Annotated in this window: 19 protein-coding genes and 1 pseudogene; 13 read left to right on the forward strand and 7 right to left on the reverse strand. The window is 41.7% G+C overall.

Annotation, left to right across the window (positions count from 1 at the left end):
* Nucleotides 1-36: 36 nt before the first annotated feature.
* Nucleotides 37-180 (reverse strand): annotated as a pseudogene (locus tag HC246_RS13255) (IS1 family transposase); the annotation flags it as partial.
* An 88-nt stretch (nucleotides 181-268) separates the two neighbouring features.
* On the opposite strand from HC246_RS13255, the gene HC246_RS13260 reads away from it, so the two are divergent.
* Nucleotides 269-1,159, forward strand: coding sequence for an IS982 family transposase (locus HC246_RS13260; RefSeq protein WP_169363792.1), 891 nt, complete (start codon nucleotides 269-271; stop codon nucleotides 1,157-1,159).
* 176 nt (nucleotides 1,160-1,335) lie between these two features.
* Nucleotides 1,336-1,932: a hypothetical protein gene (locus HC246_RS13265; RefSeq protein ID WP_169363793.1), complete on the forward strand. Its 597-nt coding sequence runs from the start codon at nucleotides 1,336-1,338 to the stop codon at nucleotides 1,930-1,932.
* Nucleotides 1,933-2,064: 132 nt separating this feature from the next.
* Here HC246_RS13265 and HC246_RS13270 read toward each other — a convergent pair whose 3' ends face one another.
* The 4 genes from HC246_RS13270 to HC246_RS13285 form a co-directional block, all read right to left on the reverse strand.
* Nucleotides 2,065-2,385, reverse strand: coding sequence for a DUF5615 family PIN-like protein (locus HC246_RS13270; protein WP_169363794.1), 321 nt, complete (start codon nucleotides 2,383-2,385; stop codon nucleotides 2,065-2,067).
* Nucleotide 2,386: 1 nt separating this feature from the next.
* A complete protein-coding gene (locus HC246_RS13275) occupies nucleotides 2,387-2,605 on the reverse strand; it encodes a DUF433 domain-containing protein (RefSeq protein ID WP_169363795.1) in 219 nt (72 codons plus the stop codon).
* Nucleotides 2,606-2,914: 309 nt separating this feature from the next.
* Complete coding sequence (locus HC246_RS26410; RefSeq protein ID WP_211167706.1) at nucleotides 2,915-3,919, reverse strand: M23 family metallopeptidase; 1,005 nt, start codon at nucleotides 3,917-3,919, stop codon at nucleotides 2,915-2,917.
* A gap of 8 nt (nucleotides 3,920-3,927) precedes the next feature.
* Nucleotides 3,928-4,641 carry a biotin--[acetyl-CoA-carboxylase] ligase gene (locus tag HC246_RS13285; RefSeq protein WP_169363797.1) on the reverse strand — a complete coding sequence of 238 codons (714 nt, stop codon included), beginning with the start codon at nucleotides 4,639-4,641 and terminating at the stop codon, nucleotides 3,928-3,930.
* Between the two features lie 187 nt (nucleotides 4,642-4,828).
* On the opposite strand from HC246_RS13285, the gene HC246_RS13290 reads away from it, so the two are divergent.
* Nucleotides 4,829-6,511: a S8 family serine peptidase gene (locus HC246_RS13290; protein WP_169363798.1), complete on the forward strand. Its 1,683-nt coding sequence runs from the start codon at nucleotides 4,829-4,831 to the stop codon at nucleotides 6,509-6,511.
* 28 nt (nucleotides 6,512-6,539) lie between these two features.
* On the opposite strand, the gene HC246_RS13295 is transcribed toward HC246_RS13290, so the two are convergent.
* Both HC246_RS13295 and HC246_RS13300 read right to left on the reverse strand, forming a co-directional pair.
* Nucleotides 6,540-7,001: a DUF1036 domain-containing protein gene (locus HC246_RS13295; protein WP_169363799.1), complete on the reverse strand. Its 462-nt coding sequence runs from the start codon at nucleotides 6,999-7,001 to the stop codon at nucleotides 6,540-6,542.
* A 243-nt stretch (nucleotides 7,002-7,244) separates the two neighbouring features.
* Nucleotides 7,245-7,832 carry a hypothetical protein gene (locus HC246_RS13300; RefSeq protein ID WP_169363800.1) on the reverse strand — a complete coding sequence of 196 codons (588 nt, stop codon included), beginning with the start codon at nucleotides 7,830-7,832 and terminating at the stop codon, nucleotides 7,245-7,247.
* Between the two features lie 394 nt (nucleotides 7,833-8,226).
* On the opposite strand from HC246_RS13300, the gene HC246_RS13305 reads away from it, so the two are divergent.
* From HC246_RS13305 to HC246_RS13350, 10 genes are all read left to right on the forward strand, one after another.
* Complete coding sequence (locus HC246_RS13305) at nucleotides 8,227-8,661, forward strand: ATP synthase subunit I (protein ID WP_169363801.1); 435 nt, start codon at nucleotides 8,227-8,229, stop codon at nucleotides 8,659-8,661.
* 32 nt (nucleotides 8,662-8,693) lie between these two features.
* On the forward strand, nucleotides 8,694-9,455 hold the full coding sequence (atpB, locus tag HC246_RS13310) for a F0F1 ATP synthase subunit A (protein WP_169363802.1): 762 nt from the start codon (nucleotides 8,694-8,696) through the stop codon (nucleotides 9,453-9,455).
* 138 nt (nucleotides 9,456-9,593) lie between these two features.
* Entirely contained in the window at nucleotides 9,594-9,842 is a 249-nt protein-coding gene (atpE, locus tag HC246_RS13315) for an ATP synthase F0 subunit C (protein ID WP_211167707.1), read from the forward strand.
* Nucleotides 9,843-9,925: 83 nt separating this feature from the next.
* Nucleotides 9,926-10,423, forward strand: a complete 498-nt coding sequence (locus tag HC246_RS13320; protein WP_169363803.1) for a F0F1 ATP synthase subunit B' — start codon at nucleotides 9,926-9,928, stop codon at nucleotides 10,421-10,423.
* Nucleotides 10,424-10,489: 66 nt separating this feature from the next.
* Nucleotides 10,490-11,023, forward strand: a complete 534-nt coding sequence (locus HC246_RS13325; protein WP_211167708.1) for a F0F1 ATP synthase subunit B — start codon at nucleotides 10,490-10,492, stop codon at nucleotides 11,021-11,023.
* A gap of 8 nt (nucleotides 11,024-11,031) precedes the next feature.
* Nucleotides 11,032-11,586, forward strand: a complete 555-nt coding sequence (gene atpH, locus HC246_RS13330; protein ID WP_169363804.1) for an ATP synthase F1 subunit delta — start codon at nucleotides 11,032-11,034, stop codon at nucleotides 11,584-11,586.
* A 158-nt stretch (nucleotides 11,587-11,744) separates the two neighbouring features.
* Nucleotides 11,745-13,262, forward strand: a complete 1,518-nt coding sequence (gene atpA / locus HC246_RS13335; protein WP_169363805.1) for a F0F1 ATP synthase subunit alpha — start codon at nucleotides 11,745-11,747, stop codon at nucleotides 13,260-13,262.
* A gap of 148 nt (nucleotides 13,263-13,410) precedes the next feature.
* Entirely contained in the window at nucleotides 13,411-14,265 is an 855-nt protein-coding gene (gene nadC, locus HC246_RS13340; RefSeq protein ID WP_169363806.1) for a carboxylating nicotinate-nucleotide diphosphorylase, read from the forward strand.
* A gap of 57 nt (nucleotides 14,266-14,322) precedes the next feature.
* A complete protein-coding gene (locus HC246_RS13345) occupies nucleotides 14,323-14,802 on the forward strand; it encodes a DUF29 domain-containing protein (RefSeq protein ID WP_169363807.1) in 480 nt (159 codons plus the stop codon).
* A gap of 12 nt (nucleotides 14,803-14,814) precedes the next feature.
* Nucleotides 14,815-16,416, forward strand: a complete 1,602-nt coding sequence (locus tag HC246_RS13350) for an Hsp70 family protein (RefSeq protein WP_169363808.1) — start codon at nucleotides 14,815-14,817, stop codon at nucleotides 16,414-16,416.
* The last annotated feature ends 282 nt before the right edge of the window (nucleotides 16,417-16,698 follow it).

Genomic DNA, 16,698 nt, shown 5'->3' on the forward strand with positions numbered 1-16,698 from the left:
CTTAGCGTCCCCCTCTTTTTTGTTTTAGGGGTAGTCCTAAACAAGTAAGGATGAGTTGTAGTGATGAATAAAGAACCAGATAGCAGCAATGTGATTTTCTGGTTTTTTAGAGAAGGAGAGAGTTTTACGAACCAATCGAGAAACACGTTGTCGCTTCGTACAGTTAAACCGCTCAGTATAATACGCGATGTGCAACTAAGAAAAGGCAAAAAAAACTCACAGCCGAAAGTGTTAGAAAATAGAACTAACGCCATTAGCGGTGAGCATTATGTTTTCTATAGAATATTTTATCATTGGGGTATTTTGCAAAATCGATGAACTACTCAAAGAAATAACAACCGAGCAACGGGTCAGAGCCAAAGGATTTGAGCCAGCCCTAAGTGACAGCGAAGTGATGACAATGGAAATCGTAGCTGAGTATCAGGGTATTGAGACTGACATAGGGATCTGGAAATATTTTCGTAAGCATTGGAGGGAATGGTTTCCAGCCTTAAAAAGTCGTACCACCTTTGTCCGACAAGCCGCCAATCTGTGGCAGTACAAAGCGATACTCCAACAAAAACTAGCTGAACAGTTAGGTGCTTTAGATGATGACGTGCATCTGATTGATGGTGTCCCCATACCACTGTGTTACCTCTGCCGTGCATCCCGTTGTCGTAGCTTTTCAGATATGGCGGACTATGGTTACTGTGCTGCTAAGGATATGCATTACTATGGCTTTCATGGTCATGTGCTCATTAGTGGTAGCGGTGTAATTACCCAGTTTGCGCTTACTCCTGCTAATGGCAATGAACGGGAAACTCTCTGGGATTTAGTCTCCAATATTCATGGTTTCCTGATTGGTGACAAAGGCTATCTAAGTCAACCTCTCAAGCAAGATTTACAGACATTTGTCGTTGATTTACAAACAGCTTTGCGCTCGAATATGCATGATTCTCGTCCTCGTTGGTGGGTACGTTTGATTGTCAAGGTAAGGCGTTTGATTGAGACTGTCATTGGTCAGTTAGTTGGACGCTTTCACCTTGATAAAGTTTGGGCTAGGGATATCTGGCATCTTTCTAGTCGCCTTAATCGCAAAATCCTTGCTCATACTATGTGTTTTTGGCTCAACCGATATTCTTTTCTTCCTTTACAGTTTGAAGATTTGCTTGATTCTTAATTCTTTGTTGCACATCGCTTGACGATCGCTACATTATTCATCAACTTACTCGCTATTATCACGGACTCAAAACAACCAAACCTTTTAAAGATTCTGTGGATTATGAGCAGCCAATTCGTCTAATTGCGATCGCACCAGACTTTCATCGACACAATTTTATTGATCGCCGCTATAATTTGCTGCAATTTGAGTTTATTCGCTTTGAAATCCTCAATCAAACAGATAATTTTTATTTGCATTTTCATCTTGAAGGAAGAAAAGAATTAACTATTTCAACTCCTATTCCTTTTATTGCAGAGGGAAAAATATTATCTCAATCTCAAAATAATATTGACGTACCAACGCCCCCAAGAATGTTAATCAATACGCTCGATCAACTTTTACCTTCAGCTAAAGCCGAGATCTTGCGGTTTCGAGAAAAGCTACTTAGTTCTAATAAAAGAATTAAAGAAATTAAAGAAACAAGAAGCTTGTTGTATGGTCGTGGAAAAACAAAACCATGTTGTCAGTTCAAGTTAGTTCCACCAAGTAAAAGCAAGCAGCTTCAGTTTTCTAGGATTTCTCAGGTTTATGAATTTCAGTGCTATTTGTGGCTACCAGTCCCCAAATGCTTGCCCAATTTTGAAAATAAATCAAGTATTGGCAGAATGTACCTAGATTTTGAACCTAATTTTCAAAGTGTAAATCTATCTCTTATTGGAGCCAAACTAGCCGTCAACCATCATTTGAGACACCAATGCCTGCGGAAAGATATTTCGATGAAATTGGTTTAGATAAGTCCAACACCAACATAGATCAATTGATTGAGTTAGCAATCAAGATTAACTTAGAAAGAAGTTAAGCATTATTCTTTAAAATTCAGAGATCGCCACACTCATGAACCTATCAGCAAGTAAAAGGCGATCTCATTCTGCAACAATCGTAACCTGACCTTTACTTGCAGAATCCAGAACTACTAAAAGCTTTGAGGCTAGAGGTTTGAGCGCCGCTAAACTATTTGATGGTGCTTGTAAAACTACTACTGCAATATCAAATTGAGATAGATTTTGCTGAAAAGACAAATTGCGATCAACCGTCACAAATACATCAAATTCCTCTACAGCAAGAGCTAAAAGCTTTCCATTCTTTACTCCTGCCCATCCCATCTGCGGAACTGTTTTTACTTCATAGCCAATGATTTCTCTAGCAAATCGGCGATCAATACACTCATCCAAAAGAATCCTCATATTACGCCGCCACAGTCAACAAACTTCTTCCTAACTCTTCCAAAAAGTAAATAACCTGTTCTCTCTTTACAGTCGGAAATCCATCCAAAAAATCATCAATCGATTCTCCCGCCTTGAGATAATCCAAAAGTGTCTGCACGGGAACTCTGGTATTTGTAAATACAGTCGTACCACCCATAACATCGGGAGATCTACTGATAAACTTTGAGTCTCTAAACATAAATTTGTGATATTTAGATATATTTAATATTCTAGCAACTATCAATAGGCGATCGCCACACTCATAAACCTATCAGCAAGTAAAAGGCGATCATATTGAACTTAGTCTTAAAATCCAATTCAGGAACTAACAAATAATTGCATTACAGACTGATATAGCAGTTCTAAATAAGTTAAAAGAGGCTTCGACTTCGCTCAGCCATCTATATACGTTGGCTGAGCGGAGTCGAAGCCCTATTTTTTATTTGAATTATCTATGTTATAAGGATTTTCAAAACACAAAATGGCTATGCCATTTTGTGTTTTGGTATTAAGCCTTATTAGGAGACTTGGGAGATTGAGCTAGATATTTTTGAAGTTGTTCCATTGCCAACATCAAATGAGGCGTAGGATCGATCGCGACGAGACCATCCTTCATCTTTTGCCAAATCTCGAAATGTAAGTGAGGTCCCGTTGCTAAACCAGTACTTCCCACTAAACCAATCACAGTTCCCTGCTTTACTTCCTGACCAGACTTGACTAGTACCTCAGACAAGTGAGCATAACGAGTTTCATGGGTATCACCGTGGGAAATCACCACAATTAAGCCATAGCCACCAAGCCAACCTGCAATTTCTACACGACCACTAAAGGCGGCAACCACAGGAGTACCTTCAGCAGCAGCAAGGTCTGTTCCTTGGTGAAATCGGACTTGCCCCGTAACAGGATGTACGCGAGTGCCAAATAGGGAACTAATTGTCGATGGGACAATCAATGGGAATAGCATCTGCTTATCACCATTGCTAGGCAAACTCATTGCCGCAATTTCCTCAGGGGTCAAGCGACGTACCTGTAAAGCTGTCTCACCTGAGGAGGCAGCATAGAGAACATTCCCATTTTGGTAATACTGCTTCTGCGAACCGACAGTAACCTCGGGAGCACAGAGATTAGTATTGCGTCCTGAGAGATCACTAGCTTTGGCTTGGCAACCAGTGGAACGATTTTCTAGCACGATTTCCACAGGTTGCGATCGCTCTACTTGCGTTTTCGATGAAACTCTAGATGGAGTCTCAATATTGACTTGGACAGACTCACGATTTTCTAGGGCAGGAGCATTTCGTTCTGATTTAACTTCAACGCTTTTAATTTCAACACGAGTGGGAGCAGGGGCGATCGCAGGTTGACTCGGTGTTGGAGAAGAAGGCTGCGAAATATTTACATCGGGAGAAATTGCCGACTTAGTAGCAGCATATGCTGAGCTAACTAGAACATAGTTATTTGTGGAGAAGCACAGCAGGGTTGCTAAGGTAATCGTGGAAAGAGTTGATTTTCGCATATTTGAGTCTACTGATAGCCGACAGAAAAATTTTGAGGCTGATAGATCGCGTCTTTGAGGTTGCCCTCCCATCTTACTACCAGTTCGCCTGTTGGTCTAATGTCGATAATTTGACCTTGAAGTTCCCGTCCATCAATCGTTTTACGCACATAACGATCGCTTAGCATCTCTAAATATTCCGCCAAAATGCCTGTGATCCCCTCGCGATCGCAACGAGTTTGCCCCATTTCAATACCCATCAGCACCACTTCGATCAATTCATCCATACTCGATAAAGTCGTTGGCAATTCACCTAAAGCGATCGCGCCATCAGGAACTTCATTTGTCCAGTTAATTCCAATCCCCACTACCGCATAGAGAATTTTGTTTGCCTCAATCTTGGTCTCGGTGAGAATGCCTCCCAACTTGCGGCGATCGATTAACAAATCATTGAGCCATTTCAGTTTCACATTTGCCCCTGTCTCATTCAGAGCCTTAGCAATGCCCCAAGCTGTCCATAGCGTAATTTGATGTGCCTGAGATGCAGCTAAATTAGGTTGCAAGATCACGGACATAAATAGCCCACCGAGATCTGACTGCCAAATATGTCCGCGTTGCCCCCTCCCCTTAGTTTGACGTTTGGCAATAATTACAGTATTTGCTGAAGCCTGATGACGCTCAAGTAGTCGCCATGCCTCGCTATTAGTCGAGTCAATTTCTGCATATCTAATTACGGTAAACATTGGACGATGCAATACAGGGGTAAGCGATTTAATAAAAAACCGATTTTACTGCAAGGATTCGTCTCACTCCAAAAATCGGGGCTTTATTTTACTGTGCGACCCTAAGTGCTGCTTAGATATGGAAATTTGTGATTATCCTAGTAAATGTTTGGTGCAAAATCCTGTAGGCAAAAATAAGGAAATTAAAATGCGTAGATTAGGTTGGTTTGTCGGTTGGATTTTGCTCAATATTTCCTCCCATATTGCCACTAGCCCCACCAGTTGGGCTTTAGACAAATCAGTCGATCGCCAAGGGATTGATGCCCGTGTTTTACAGAAACCACCTTATAACCTCACAGGCAAAAATGTCTTTATCGGACAAGTTGAACTCAGCCGCCCCACTCGATTTGCTGTCGATAAAATATCGAACAAACTTTTGCAAATCGATCGCGCGATCGTCCAACCCTACGAAGTATTTTTTCGTGATGGTAAAGCTATCCCCAATAAAAATCTAGACGATCACTCGGCTCAAGTTGCAGCCGTGATCATTAGTCAAGACAAAATTCGGCGAGGAATTGCCCCCGATGCCAAATTGCTTTCTTCAGCATATTCCCAACGTCGGCAAGATGGACAGCCCGAAGCTTGTTTAGCAGCTCAGTATGTCGCTCGGCAATATAACAGCACCGTTCGCGCCATCAACTTTAGCTTTGGCGAACTCCTCAGCGAAGATCCACGCCCAAAGCCTCTACTAGATGGTAACGCCCTACTTACTCTCTGCGTTGATTGGGTATCAAACAACTACAATACCTTGCCCATCGTCGCAGGCAATCAAGGCAAAGGAGGGATACCCATTCCCACGGATCTATATAACGGTTTTACAGTCGGCTTTACTCGCGAGGTCGATGGAATTTATCGCCAAGTTGATCGCGGCAATCTCATTGATGAACCCTTCATCGATCGCAATGACAATGGCAAATACGATCAAGGGGAAGTATTCAGCGATCTAAATAAAGATGGTAAATGGACAGCAGGTGTAGAAAGCCCCATTGATGGCAGGCGATCGCTTGCTCTCCTTGCCCCCGGGAATAACCTCAAGCTCCCCACCCTGCAAAGTAAATTTAAAAATGTCAATGGTTCTAGTTTCGCTGCGCCCCATGTAATAGGCACGATCGCCCTTTTACATGAATATGCCAATCGCCAAGTTGAAGCTGGCAACTGGAGCATTGATGCGCGTCGTCACGAATTAATCAAAGCTATCTTGATCAACTCTGCGGACAAAATCCAAGATCAAGGAGATGGCAAAATTCTCGGTATGTCCAAAACTATTCTCGATGCCTTTGGTAAAACATGGATTGACACCGAAGCTTATACTAGTCGAAATATTCCCCTCAGTCGTCATCTTGGGGCAGGACAACTCAATGCCCATCGTGCTTTTCTGCAATACCAAGCAGGACAACAATTACCCACTAGTCCTGAAAACAAAAGTTTAGAAAATATCAAAGCGATCGGGTGGGACACCAATATTGTCGAAGTTGATAAGTATCAAGACTATATTTTTGCCAAATCTCTAGAAGCTGATAGCTATATCTCAGCAACTTTAACTTGGGATCGTCAGGTCAAACTCAACGATAAAAATGGCAATGGTTTATTTGATATTGGTGAAAGTTTTACCGATGAAGGCTTTAATAAACTCGAATTGTATTTAATGCGATCGCAAGATACCGATATTTCCCAAAGTATTTGGTCATCAGTTAGCCAAGTTGACAACCTACAGCATATTTTCATCAAAATCCCTACTACAGATAAATACAAGCTCCGCGTAGTATTTAAATCTCCGCAAAAAAACTCACCAAGTCAACGCTATGGGTTGGCTTGGTGGGCAAAATCTTAATGGCTAATTTGACAAGTTGGAAAGGTAGTTATTTCAAATTCATAGTGTAATTACTACTATCTACTTGAACTTCAAAAAATGGGCGTAACTCCGAACCATTTCGTCCGCATCCCTCACCAGTAGCAATGTAATTAAACTTATCAGTGGGATGTACGCAGAAATTTTGACCAGTTGTACCTTCCCATACCCAGTTATCCCCGCGATCGCCACCATAAAGATAGTAATAGTCCCCAGAAGTTAAAGCAGTCTCCACTACTACTTCACATCGGCGAGGAGTAATTTCAAACCATCCTTCAGAGCGCCATCGATCATTTCCAACACCATAGGCAACTGCAATGTAAGCAGTCTTGTTAGAGCGATTACAAACCTGCAACTGTGCTTGGGCAGGCTCGATCATAGTCATAAAACTAGCAGATGCAACAATTGAACCTAAGCATCCAACCACCTTGAATAGGGGGGATGACAAAAATTGGAGTAGGGGAAATTTCATAACGCTTCGTAGTGTTAATTAGCTGAAAAAGTTAATGGCGTAGACTACCCAATCCATCGAAACAATTGTGACAGTAGTTTCTCAAGATAAGTCCCTATCTACTATTCCCACAAATACTCTCAACTCATCCTTAAGCAATAGATAAAATTTGTATAGAACAAACTCACAAAATCGTCTAAGTAGCTGGGCTTTATATTTAATTGCGCCCAGCTACTTAAAAGGCGATGCAAAGCATCGCCTTTTTTATGGAGTAGCAGCGCTTGGGCGCACATACTGAGCATCGACAAAACCTAATTCAAACAACTGCTGATAAGCTTGTTGTCCTAAGTCACGGGTTGGGGCTTGACTACGGATCAATTGAATTAATAACGGCACAGCTAGCTCAGGCTGATTCTTAGCCCGATAGACTACTGCAAGTTGATAGGTTGCTTCATCTCGTAATTGAGCCGTTTGTAAAGCTTTACGACGATGGCTATCAGAAATGCGATTATCAATTCCAGAAAAGCTAGTGGTTAGCTCTTGGTAAAAATTTGATAATTGATTAAATACTTGACGAGCATCTTGCAGCTTGGTGACAGCCAGATCATAATTTTGCTGACTAACTGCGGTGGTTGCTTCTGACATCAAACGCTGCCCACCTGAAATGCTAAACACACTACTTTCAAGGGCATTGGGTTTAGTAGATTCTACAGGCTGAGCTTGAGGCTTCTGCGGGGAAGCATTTTGCGCAATCGCCCCTAAAGGCAACAAAGCAGCAGAGGAAATAACAGACAAAACTGCGGCTTGGAAAGCAAACTGAAACGAGCGGGGCTTAGCAAAAGGTGTGGACATAGGTTGCAAATTCTGGATGCTCACAAAAAGTAATGAGTTTTAGATGATGGCTGAGAATACTTCAAACCTTAAAAAATTTCTCAAGAAAAATTTTAAGAAATCTTTAGAAAACTTGGCAGCCTTAGTCTAAAACTTTTTGTTATGGTAACACCCCAACATAGACGAAATACCTAGTTAAAAATATCCGTCATATCTGTCAAAAAGTATAGGAGCGCGCTTCAGCCCCCTAATCACTTATTTTGTTGAAGAGTTGTAAAGCAAATGTGACATCTTGCGTGATATGCTTAGCAACGGTGTAGGCAGCTACATCCAAGTTTTGGATACCCATTTGAGTACTGTCTTAAGTACTGGTTCTTCACTCAAAATAATCAGCAATTTTCGCTAAAAGTCAACAGTGAAGATTATCCCCGCAAAAAACAGTGCAGCTTCGCAGACGGTTGTCGAAAACTCCTCCGTATCAGTTACTGATGCTCTGGAAGAGTATAACCGCCTTAAGAGGAAGCTGTTAATGCTAACCCTTGCCTCTGGATTGATTATCGGTCTAGTGGTCTGGTGCGTGTATGGACAAAAGATCGCACTTAGCTATTTTATAGGTACATTGTTTGGTGCTATCTATCTCAGAATGCTGGCTAAAGGAGTAGATCGGCTTGGAAAGCAGTCCAAGCGTCTCGGTTATGCTCGATTTGCTGTATTTGTCATCCTGATTGCGATCGCTGCCAAGTCCGAACAATTGCAGGTTTTACCCGCTTTTTTTGGCTTTATGACCTATAAAGTCGCTGTAATTGCGATTCTTGCTCAAGATTTGACAAGTAAGTCCGATTCTCGCTGATTTGACCTCCTATAGGTTGTAACATATCGAACATGATCGATCCATTAATTTTTAGCCAACAAAACAGTTTTGCCGCGCTAGAAGTGGGCAAACACCTTTATTGGCAGTTCGGTAACCTAGCGGTACACGCTCAAGTATTAATCGTGAGTTGGATTGTAATGGGCGTAGTCATCGTTGCTGCAATCATTGGGTCCAGCACCGCCAAAGCTGACCAGCGCGTCCCCGCAGGTTTTCAAAACTTCATGGAATATGCTCTGGAGTATGTCCAGAGCATTGCCAAAGACCAAATCGGCGAGAAGCATTATAGAGAATGGGTACCATTTGTTGGTAGTCTGTTCTTGTTTATCTTCGTATCAAATTGGTCTGGAGCACTAATTCCTTGGAAGCTAATTAAATTGCCAGAAGGTGAGCTTTCTGCCCCTACGGGTGATATTAACACCACTGTCGCATTGGCTCTGTTAGTCTCCCTAGCCTATTTCTACGGGGGATTGAAGAAACGTGGACTGGAATTCTTTACCAGATACGTTCAAGCGTCTCCGTTCCTTCTTCCTTTGTGGGTTCTAGAAGATTTCACCAAGCCTCTATCCCTTAGCTTCCGTCTTTTCGGAAACATCCTCGCTGATGAGCTAGTGGTAGGTGTTATGGTTCTGCTAGTACCTTTATTTGTTCCTCTGCCATTAATGGTTTTGGGACTATTTACCAGTGCCATCCAAGCACTAATTTTCTCAACATTGGCAGCTTCTTACATTGGTGAAGCAATGGAAGGTCATGGAGATGAACATCACGAGCATTAGATCGCATTCTTGCCATTTAATTCTCTATTTGTGTCTTCAATTTTAACTTTTCATCATTTATAACTTCACGAGTGTATTTTGCTCCTGAATTTCGTAAATTCTACTCTCAAACAAATTAACTAAAAAGTAAGGAAAAAAATGATTGATCCAGTAGTAGCATCAGCTTCTGTAGTCGCCGCTAGTATCGCTGTAGGTCTTGGCGCAGTTGGACCTGGTATCGGACAAGGTACTGCTGCTAGCCGCGCTGTTGAAGGTATTGCACGTCAGCCCGAAGCAGAAGGCAAGATCCGTGGTACTTTGCTTTTGAGCTTTGCGTTCATGGAAGCTCTTACCATTTATGGTCTAGTTATTGCTCTAATCTTACTTTTTGCCAACCCTTTTGCTTAAGAGTTAATTCACAAGAAGCTATGAGCCAATGCTCTTAGCTTCTTAAATTGACCTAGCAACCGAATTTTTTTGGCAAAATACCTATGATACTTTTGAACTTTGTCTCAAATGTCCTGCTTGCTGCGGAAGCTGTTGAGCAGAAGGGTGGCTTATTTGATGTTAATGCCACTCTCCCGATAATGGCGGTGCAGTTCATCGTTTTTGTAGCTATCCTTAACGCTATTTTCTTTAAGCCTCTAACCAAAGCGATCGATGATCGTGATGATTATATTAGAGAACAAATTATAACCGCGAAGGAACGGCTAGAAAAGGCAGAACTAGTTGTAAAGCAATATGAGCAAGAGCTAGCTACTGCTCGTAAGGCAACTCAAAATGTTTTGGCTAGTGCTCAGGCTGAAGCAAACAGAATTCGTAAAGAACGTATTGATGCAGCTACAGCAGAAGCAAGAGCAAAAGTTGCTAGCGCTAAAGCTGAAATTGAAAAACAAAAGCAAGATGCCACAGCATCTTTGGATGCAGAAGTAGAATCACTCAGTCGCCAAGTTCTCGAAAAGCTACTAGGTAATTTAGTAAGATCCTAGTCTTCATAATCCTATGATAGTTTCTGTCTGGCTTCTGGCTGATATTGAGTAATAGAAATAACGTTTATGATTAGCAATTTCGTTTTACTTGCTAGCGAAGCAGGCGAGTCTTCAGGAATTCGGTTAAATACCGATATTCTTGAAACTAATGTAATTAACTTAGTAATTGTCCTAGCTTTTCTGGTATATGCGGGTCGCGGGTTTCTTGGCAAAATTCTTTCATCACGTTTAGAGTCGATTCAATCGGCAATTGGTGATGCAGAGAAGCGTCAAAGTGAAGCTTCGGCTAAGCTTGCCGAACAGCAAAATAAATTGGCTCAGGCTCAGTCTGAGGCAGACAAATTGCGCCAGCAAGCTGAAGTCGATGCAAAACATGCGGCAGATTTAATTTTAGCGACGGTTGATGCTGATATTGCACGTTTGCATGAAGCTGCCGATCAAGAAATTGCTACTGAGCAAGAACGTGTCATTGTGCAATTGCGTCAGCAAGTTGCTGAGAAATCTCTTGCCAGTGTACAGGCTTATTTTGATCGCGGTTTAAGTGAAGATACGCAGATCGAATTAATTGACCGTAGCATTGCCCTTTTGAGTTCTGACTAGGAGAAAACATGAAATCTAATTCTGTTAGTCAAGCAGTCGTTGCCCCCTATGCCGACGCTTTGATCTCTTTGGCTCAAGAGCAAAATAGTCTCGATGCGATCGCTAGAGATGTGCGACTAATTGGCGATACTCTTAGTGATTCCGTTGAATTAAGTCAACTATTTGCAAGTCCTCTTATTGGCGAAAATGTCAAGAAAGGCGTAATTGAAAGTGTTTTTGGTTCGCAAGTAAGTGCATTGACCAAAAGCTTTTTACTGCTATTAGTTGATCGCAAACGCATCGCCTTTTTAAGTGAGATCGTTAAGCAGTTCCAATCTCTTTTGCGCGTGATTGATGGTGTTGCTCTTGCCGAAGTTACCTCTGCTTTTCAATTGAGTAGAGCGCAAGAAGATTCCTTACGCGATCGAGTCAAGAAACTGACAGGTGCTAAGGCAGTCGAACTTTCAATTACAGTTAATTCCGACTTAATTGGTGGTGTCATCATTAAAGTTGGTTCTCAGGTAGTAGATGCCAGCATTCGTGGACAACTGCGCCGTATTAAGAGCAGCCTAGCTGCTGCCTAGTAAGGAAACGGGTAAAAGGCATAAGGAAAAAGTAATTACCAATCCGCAATCACCAATTACCCATCACCAATTCCCAATAGCTAACAGCTAATCACTAATAGCTAACCCCTCAAATATTAAAAACAAAATCGATCGCTGATAACTGGTAAAACACAACTATGGTTAGCATCAGACCTGACGAAATAAGCAATATTATCAAGCAGCAAATTGCTAATTATAACCAAGAGCTGCAAGTTTCCAATGTTGGTACTGTCCTGCAAGTCGGTGACGGTATCGCTCGTGTCTATGGCTTGGAACAGTGCATGGCTGGCGAGTTGCTGGAATTTGAAGATGGTACTGTCGGCATTGCGCTGAACCTTGAAGAAGACAACGTTGGTGTTGTGTTGATGGGTGAAGGTCGTAAAATCGCTGAAGGTAGCTCCGTAAAGGCAACTGGTAGAATTGCACAGATTCCTGTAGGTGAAGCATTCATTGGTCGTGTTGTTGATGGTTTGGCTCAACCTATCGATGGTAAGGGCGACATCAAATCAAGCGAAACTCGTTTAATCGAATCTCCTGCTCCTGGCATTATTGCTCGTAAATCCGTATTTGAACCTCTCCAAACTGGTATTACTGCGATCGACGCAATGATTCCTGTTGGTCGTGGTCAACGCGAATTGATCATTGGTGACCGTCAAACAGGTAAGACCTCCGTTGCCGTAGACACCATCATCAACCAAAAAGGTTTGGATTGTATCTGCGTATATGTAGCGATCGGTCAGAAAGCTTCTACCGTTGCGAACGTAGTTAACAAACTTCGTGAAAGCGGCGCAATGGAGTACACGATCGTCGTTATGGCAAGCGCCAACGATCCTGCTACCTTGCAATACCTTGCGCCTTACACTGGCGCAGCATTAGCTGAGTACTTCATGTACAAAGGCAAAGGCACTTTGATCGTATATGATGACTTGTCCAAGCAAGCTCAAGCTTATCGTCAGATGGCTCTCTTGCTCCGTCGTCCACCAGGGCGTGAAGCATATCCTGGAGACGTATTCTACTTACACTCTCGCTTGCTCGAACGTGCAGCGAAGTTGAGTGATGAACTCGGTGGTGGCTCGATGACCGCATTACCAATCATCGAGACCCAAGCTGGTGACGTATCTGCTTACATTCCTACCAACGTAATCTCGATTACCGACGGTCAAATCTTCTTGTCTTCCGACTTGTTTAACGCTGGTATTCGTCCTGCGATCAACCCTGGTATCTCGGTATCCCGCGTTGGTTCCGCAGCACAAATTAAGGCAATGAAACAGGTTGCAGGTAAGATCAAGCTAGAATTGGCTCAGTACGATGACCTCGTAGCTTTCGCACAGTTCGCTTCGGACTTGGATAAAACCACTCAAGCACAGCTTGCTCGTGGTCAGCGTCTTCGCGAAATTCTCAAGCAACCACAATACTCTCCATTACCCGTATGGGATCAAGTTGCGATTATCTACACCGCAATTAATGGCTACCTTGATGAACTAGAAGTTGAGCAAGTTGGCGCATTCAACAAGGGACTTCGCAACTACTTGGCAACTAGCAAGCCTAAGTACTCTGAAATCGTGAAGGCTGAAAAGACCTTGACTAAGGATGCTGAAGCAATCTTGAAGGAAGCAATTACTGAATACAAGAAAACTTTCTTGGCTTCTGTATAGTTCCTCAACTGATACATTGCTAATTAGCTAATTAATAGATAAACAAAAAATGTAGATGTAAGATTGCATCTACATTTTTTGTTTTCAAATGAGCGTATGTCCATTTGAAAACTGTTATAAAGAGTCATATTTAAACAAGCAGCAAATTATGCTCCCCCCTTTTATTGTTTTAGATCCTATCCTTGAAGACTGGTTGCGCGAAGATATTGGACGTGGCGATCGCAGTACTAGTGGTTTATTTCCCGATGGTAATGCACCCATTGGTAAAGCGGTGTGGATTGCTAAGGCGGATGGTGTGGTGGCAGGATTACCGATCGCTGCGAGGGTTTTTAAATTACTAGATGACTCAGTAAATTTTGTGATGATCGCACAGGATGGACAACCTGTAAAATCTGGCGATCTACTTGCTGAAATTAATGGTAGTCTTGCCACATTACTAATGGGTGAAAGAGTTGCTTTAAATTTGGTGATGCGCTTATCGGGAATTGCTAGCACGACTGCGGAATATGTCAAAGCGATCGCTAGTTCCAAAACACATCTGGTCGATACTCGCAAAACCATCCCCGGCATGAGACTACTCGAAAAATATGCCACATTTATTGGTGGGGCAATCAATCATCGCTATGGATTAGATGATGCTGTAATGCTCAAGGATAACCACATTGCAGCAGCAGGGGGCATTACCGAAGCAGTACAACGAGTGCGGGAACATATTCCATTTACAACATCGATTGAGGTAGAAACGGAATCAATCGTGCAGGTAAAAGAAGCTATGCATCTCAATCTAGATGTGATTATGTTAGATAATATGTCCTTGTCAATGATGCGTGAGGCGATCGCGCTCATTCGCCAACATACCCCACATACCAAAATTGAAGCTTCAGGCAATATTATGCTCAATACGATCGCACAGGTAGCAGAGTTAGGAGTAGATTATATTTCCACGTCGGCAATGGTTACGCGATCGCATTGGCTGGATATTAGTATGAGAATTAGAAACTAATATGCTATTTTTTTGCACCGTTTATACTAAAAGTATGTAACTACAGGATTTCTAGCGATGAGTCTGACAATTACCAATGAATCATTAGCAACAACAAACTTAGAAAACACCTCTCTCTATGATCTTGACTATTGTGTATGGATTGAATCCATGAGCCAATTTCTACGAGAAGGTAAGTTCACGGAACTAGATATTCCGAATCTATTAGAAGAACTTGACGATATGAGTGGTAGTCAAAGAGATGCTCTGGAAAGTAATTTAGAAATAGTTTTGATGCACTTATTAAAATATCGCTTTCAGCCACAATTACGATCTCGTAGTTGGCTGTTAACAATTTTTGAGCATCGTAATCGTTTGAAGAAAGCCTTTAAACGTAGTCCTAGCCTGCAACGTTACTATCAAGAAGTTTTTCCAGAATGTTACCAAACTGCTCGAAAGATGGCATCACTTGAAACTGGGTTAATGATGTCGGATTTTCCTGAAATTAGTCCCTTTACAGCAGAACAGAGCTTAGATATAGATTATTTACCAGATTAAAAGACAACACTCATGGAATATGCGATCGACTTTGGTACGAGTAATACTGTTGTTGCAAGAATTAATGAGGATGGGGTGATTGAGACTGTTAAGTTAGCTGATTACAGTAGTCTCATTGCGAATAATCCATCATTAGTTCCTAGCTTTGTTTACGTGCAGGATGCCAACAAAGAGCAAGTATTAATTGGTCAGGAGGTAAGTGATCGCGGTTTAGATAGCAAGAATTCTAAAGGCGAACAGCGATTTTTTAAGGCTTTCAAAAGAGCGATCGGTTCTAATGTTTCGATGTTTGTCCCAGAACTTGATGGGCGCGAAGTCGAATTTGAACTAGTGGGAGAATGGTTTTTAAAGAGAATTATTGAGCGCTTACCTGATGTAGATTCGTTGATTTTTACGGTTCCCGTTGATAGTTTTGAGTCCTATCGCAATTGGCTCGGTGGGGTCTGCGAGAAGCTAACTGTCAATCAGGTGCGAATCATTGATGAACCGACTGCGGCAGCGCTGGGCTATGGCATTAATGGTGGAGGGGAGACTCTATTAGTAGTAGATTTTGGTGGTGGAACCTTAGATTTATCTTTAGTGAAGTTATCCTTTGCTCAAGTGCAAATAGAATCTAATCAGCCGAAATCTCCGCTTGGTTTTCTATTAAAATGGGGCAATCGCACTATCAAAAATACTGCTACATCTCATAACCAAAGTTCCCAAACTGCTAAAGTCCTCGCAAAAACAGGGCAAAATCTCGGTGGCATTGATATCGATAATTGGATTATTGATTACTTGCATCGAGAGTTAGGATTACCGAAAAATTCTCTCGTAACTCGTTTAGCGGAACGGATTAAAATAGCTCTTTCTAGTAGTGAATCTGTGATAGAAGTTTTCTTTAATGATCAAACCTTTGAGTCCTATGATTTAACTTTGACGCGATCGCAATTCAACCAAATTCTAGAACAACAGCAATTTTTTGTAAATCTTGATCTTGCCCTTGATCGCATTCGTCAACAAGCAACTCGCCAAAACCTTGATCTAGATCAGATTGATGCGATTCTCTTAGTGGGTGGAACTTCCCAAATCCCTGCTGTAAAGGAATGGGCATTAAAACATTTCCCTAGCGAGAAAGTAAAAGCAGATAAACCCTTCGAAGCGATCGCACATGGTGCAATTTCCCAAGGTTGGGAACTCAAAGACTTTCTCTATCATAGCTATGGGATTCGCTATTGGGATAAGCGATATAAAAAACATAACTGGCATACTATCGTGAAATCTGGTACAACCTATCCCTTAGAAAAGCCAGTCGAACTAACTCTTGGTGCATCAGTTCCCAATCAGCCAAGCATTGAGCTAGTCATTGGTGAATTAGGAGAAACCAATGTGGAAGTTTATTTTGAAGATCAACGCCTTGTCACCCGTGTGCTAGAGGGCAAGCAAGTTGCAGTCCAGATTCTCAATGAAAATAGTAAAGTGATTGCCAATCTCGATCCTCTGGGTCAAACAGGTAGCGATCGCATTAAAGTCTTTTTCCAAGTTGACGAAAAGCGTACTTTACGAATTACGGTTACTGATTTACTAACCAAGCAAAATTTATTGAGTAATGCTGCTGTTGCCCAACTAATGTAATTGTCGCTTTATTGCTCCAATTCTGTGGATAAAACAGATTTAAGTACCCAGAATTGGGAGGCTTAGAGGAGTATATTCCTAGACTTTTAAATAAAAGTCTATAGCATTTAATTCTTAAAACTTTTCCAAGGCTTTAATAATCTGAAATTAATTTACAAAAAAATGAATGGTCATCCAATAGTAGAAAACCATTCATACAGGGGTAGTTAAATAATTGCAATTAGTTTAGCAAATTAAACTAATTACAGATGGGTAAGAGTTAAACTGTGCCTAAGACATTTA

The sequence above is a fragment of the Pseudanabaena yagii GIHE-NHR1 genome, assembly GCF_012863495.1.
GTDB classification, from domain to species: Bacteria; Cyanobacteriota; Cyanobacteriia; order Pseudanabaenales; family Pseudanabaenaceae; genus Pseudanabaena; species Pseudanabaena yagii.

Coding starts and splice junctions, on each gene's coding strand:
- HC246_RS13270 (WP_169363794.1), bottom strand. CDS start 2,385: ATGAGGATTCTTTTGGATGAGTGTATTGATCGCCGATTTGCTAGAGAA.
- atpE (WP_211167707.1), top strand. CDS start 9,594: ATGATTGATCCAGTAGTAGCATCAGCTTCTGTAGTCGCCGCTAGTATC.
- HC246_RS13320 (WP_169363803.1), top strand. CDS start 9,926: ATGATACTTTTGAACTTTGTCTCAAATGTCCTGCTTGCTGCGGAAGCT.
- HC246_RS13260 (WP_169363792.1), top strand. CDS start 269: ATGTTTTCTATAGAATATTTTATCATTGGGGTATTTTGCAAAATCGAT.
- HC246_RS13295 (WP_169363799.1), bottom strand. CDS start 7,001: ATGAAATTTCCCCTACTCCAATTTTTGTCATCCCCCCTATTCAAGGTG.
- HC246_RS13350 (WP_169363808.1), top strand. CDS start 14,815: ATGGAATATGCGATCGACTTTGGTACGAGTAATACTGTTGTTGCAAGA.
- HC246_RS13285 (WP_169363797.1), bottom strand. CDS start 4,641: ATGTTTACCGTAATTAGATATGCAGAAATTGACTCGACTAATAGCGAG.
- atpA (WP_169363805.1), top strand. CDS start 11,745: ATGGTTAGCATCAGACCTGACGAAATAAGCAATATTATCAAGCAGCAA.
- nadC (WP_169363806.1), top strand. CDS start 13,411: ATGCTCCCCCCTTTTATTGTTTTAGATCCTATCCTTGAAGACTGGTTG.
- atpH (WP_169363804.1), top strand. CDS start 11,032: ATGAAATCTAATTCTGTTAGTCAAGCAGTCGTTGCCCCCTATGCCGAC.
- HC246_RS13345 (WP_169363807.1), top strand. CDS start 14,323: ATGAGTCTGACAATTACCAATGAATCATTAGCAACAACAAACTTAGAA.
- HC246_RS13275 (WP_169363795.1), bottom strand. CDS start 2,605: ATGTTTAGAGACTCAAAGTTTATCAGTAGATCTCCCGATGTTATGGGT.
- HC246_RS26410 (WP_211167706.1), bottom strand. CDS start 3,919: ATGCGAAAATCAACTCTTTCCACGATTACCTTAGCAACCCTGCTGTGC.
- atpB (WP_169363802.1), top strand. CDS start 8,694: ATGATCGATCCATTAATTTTTAGCCAACAAAACAGTTTTGCCGCGCTA.
- HC246_RS13325 (WP_211167708.1), top strand. CDS start 10,490: ATGATTAGCAATTTCGTTTTACTTGCTAGCGAAGCAGGCGAGTCTTCA.
- HC246_RS13300 (WP_169363800.1), bottom strand. CDS start 7,832: ATGTCCACACCTTTTGCTAAGCCCCGCTCGTTTCAGTTTGCTTTCCAA.
- HC246_RS13290 (WP_169363798.1), top strand. CDS start 4,829: ATGCGTAGATTAGGTTGGTTTGTCGGTTGGATTTTGCTCAATATTTCC.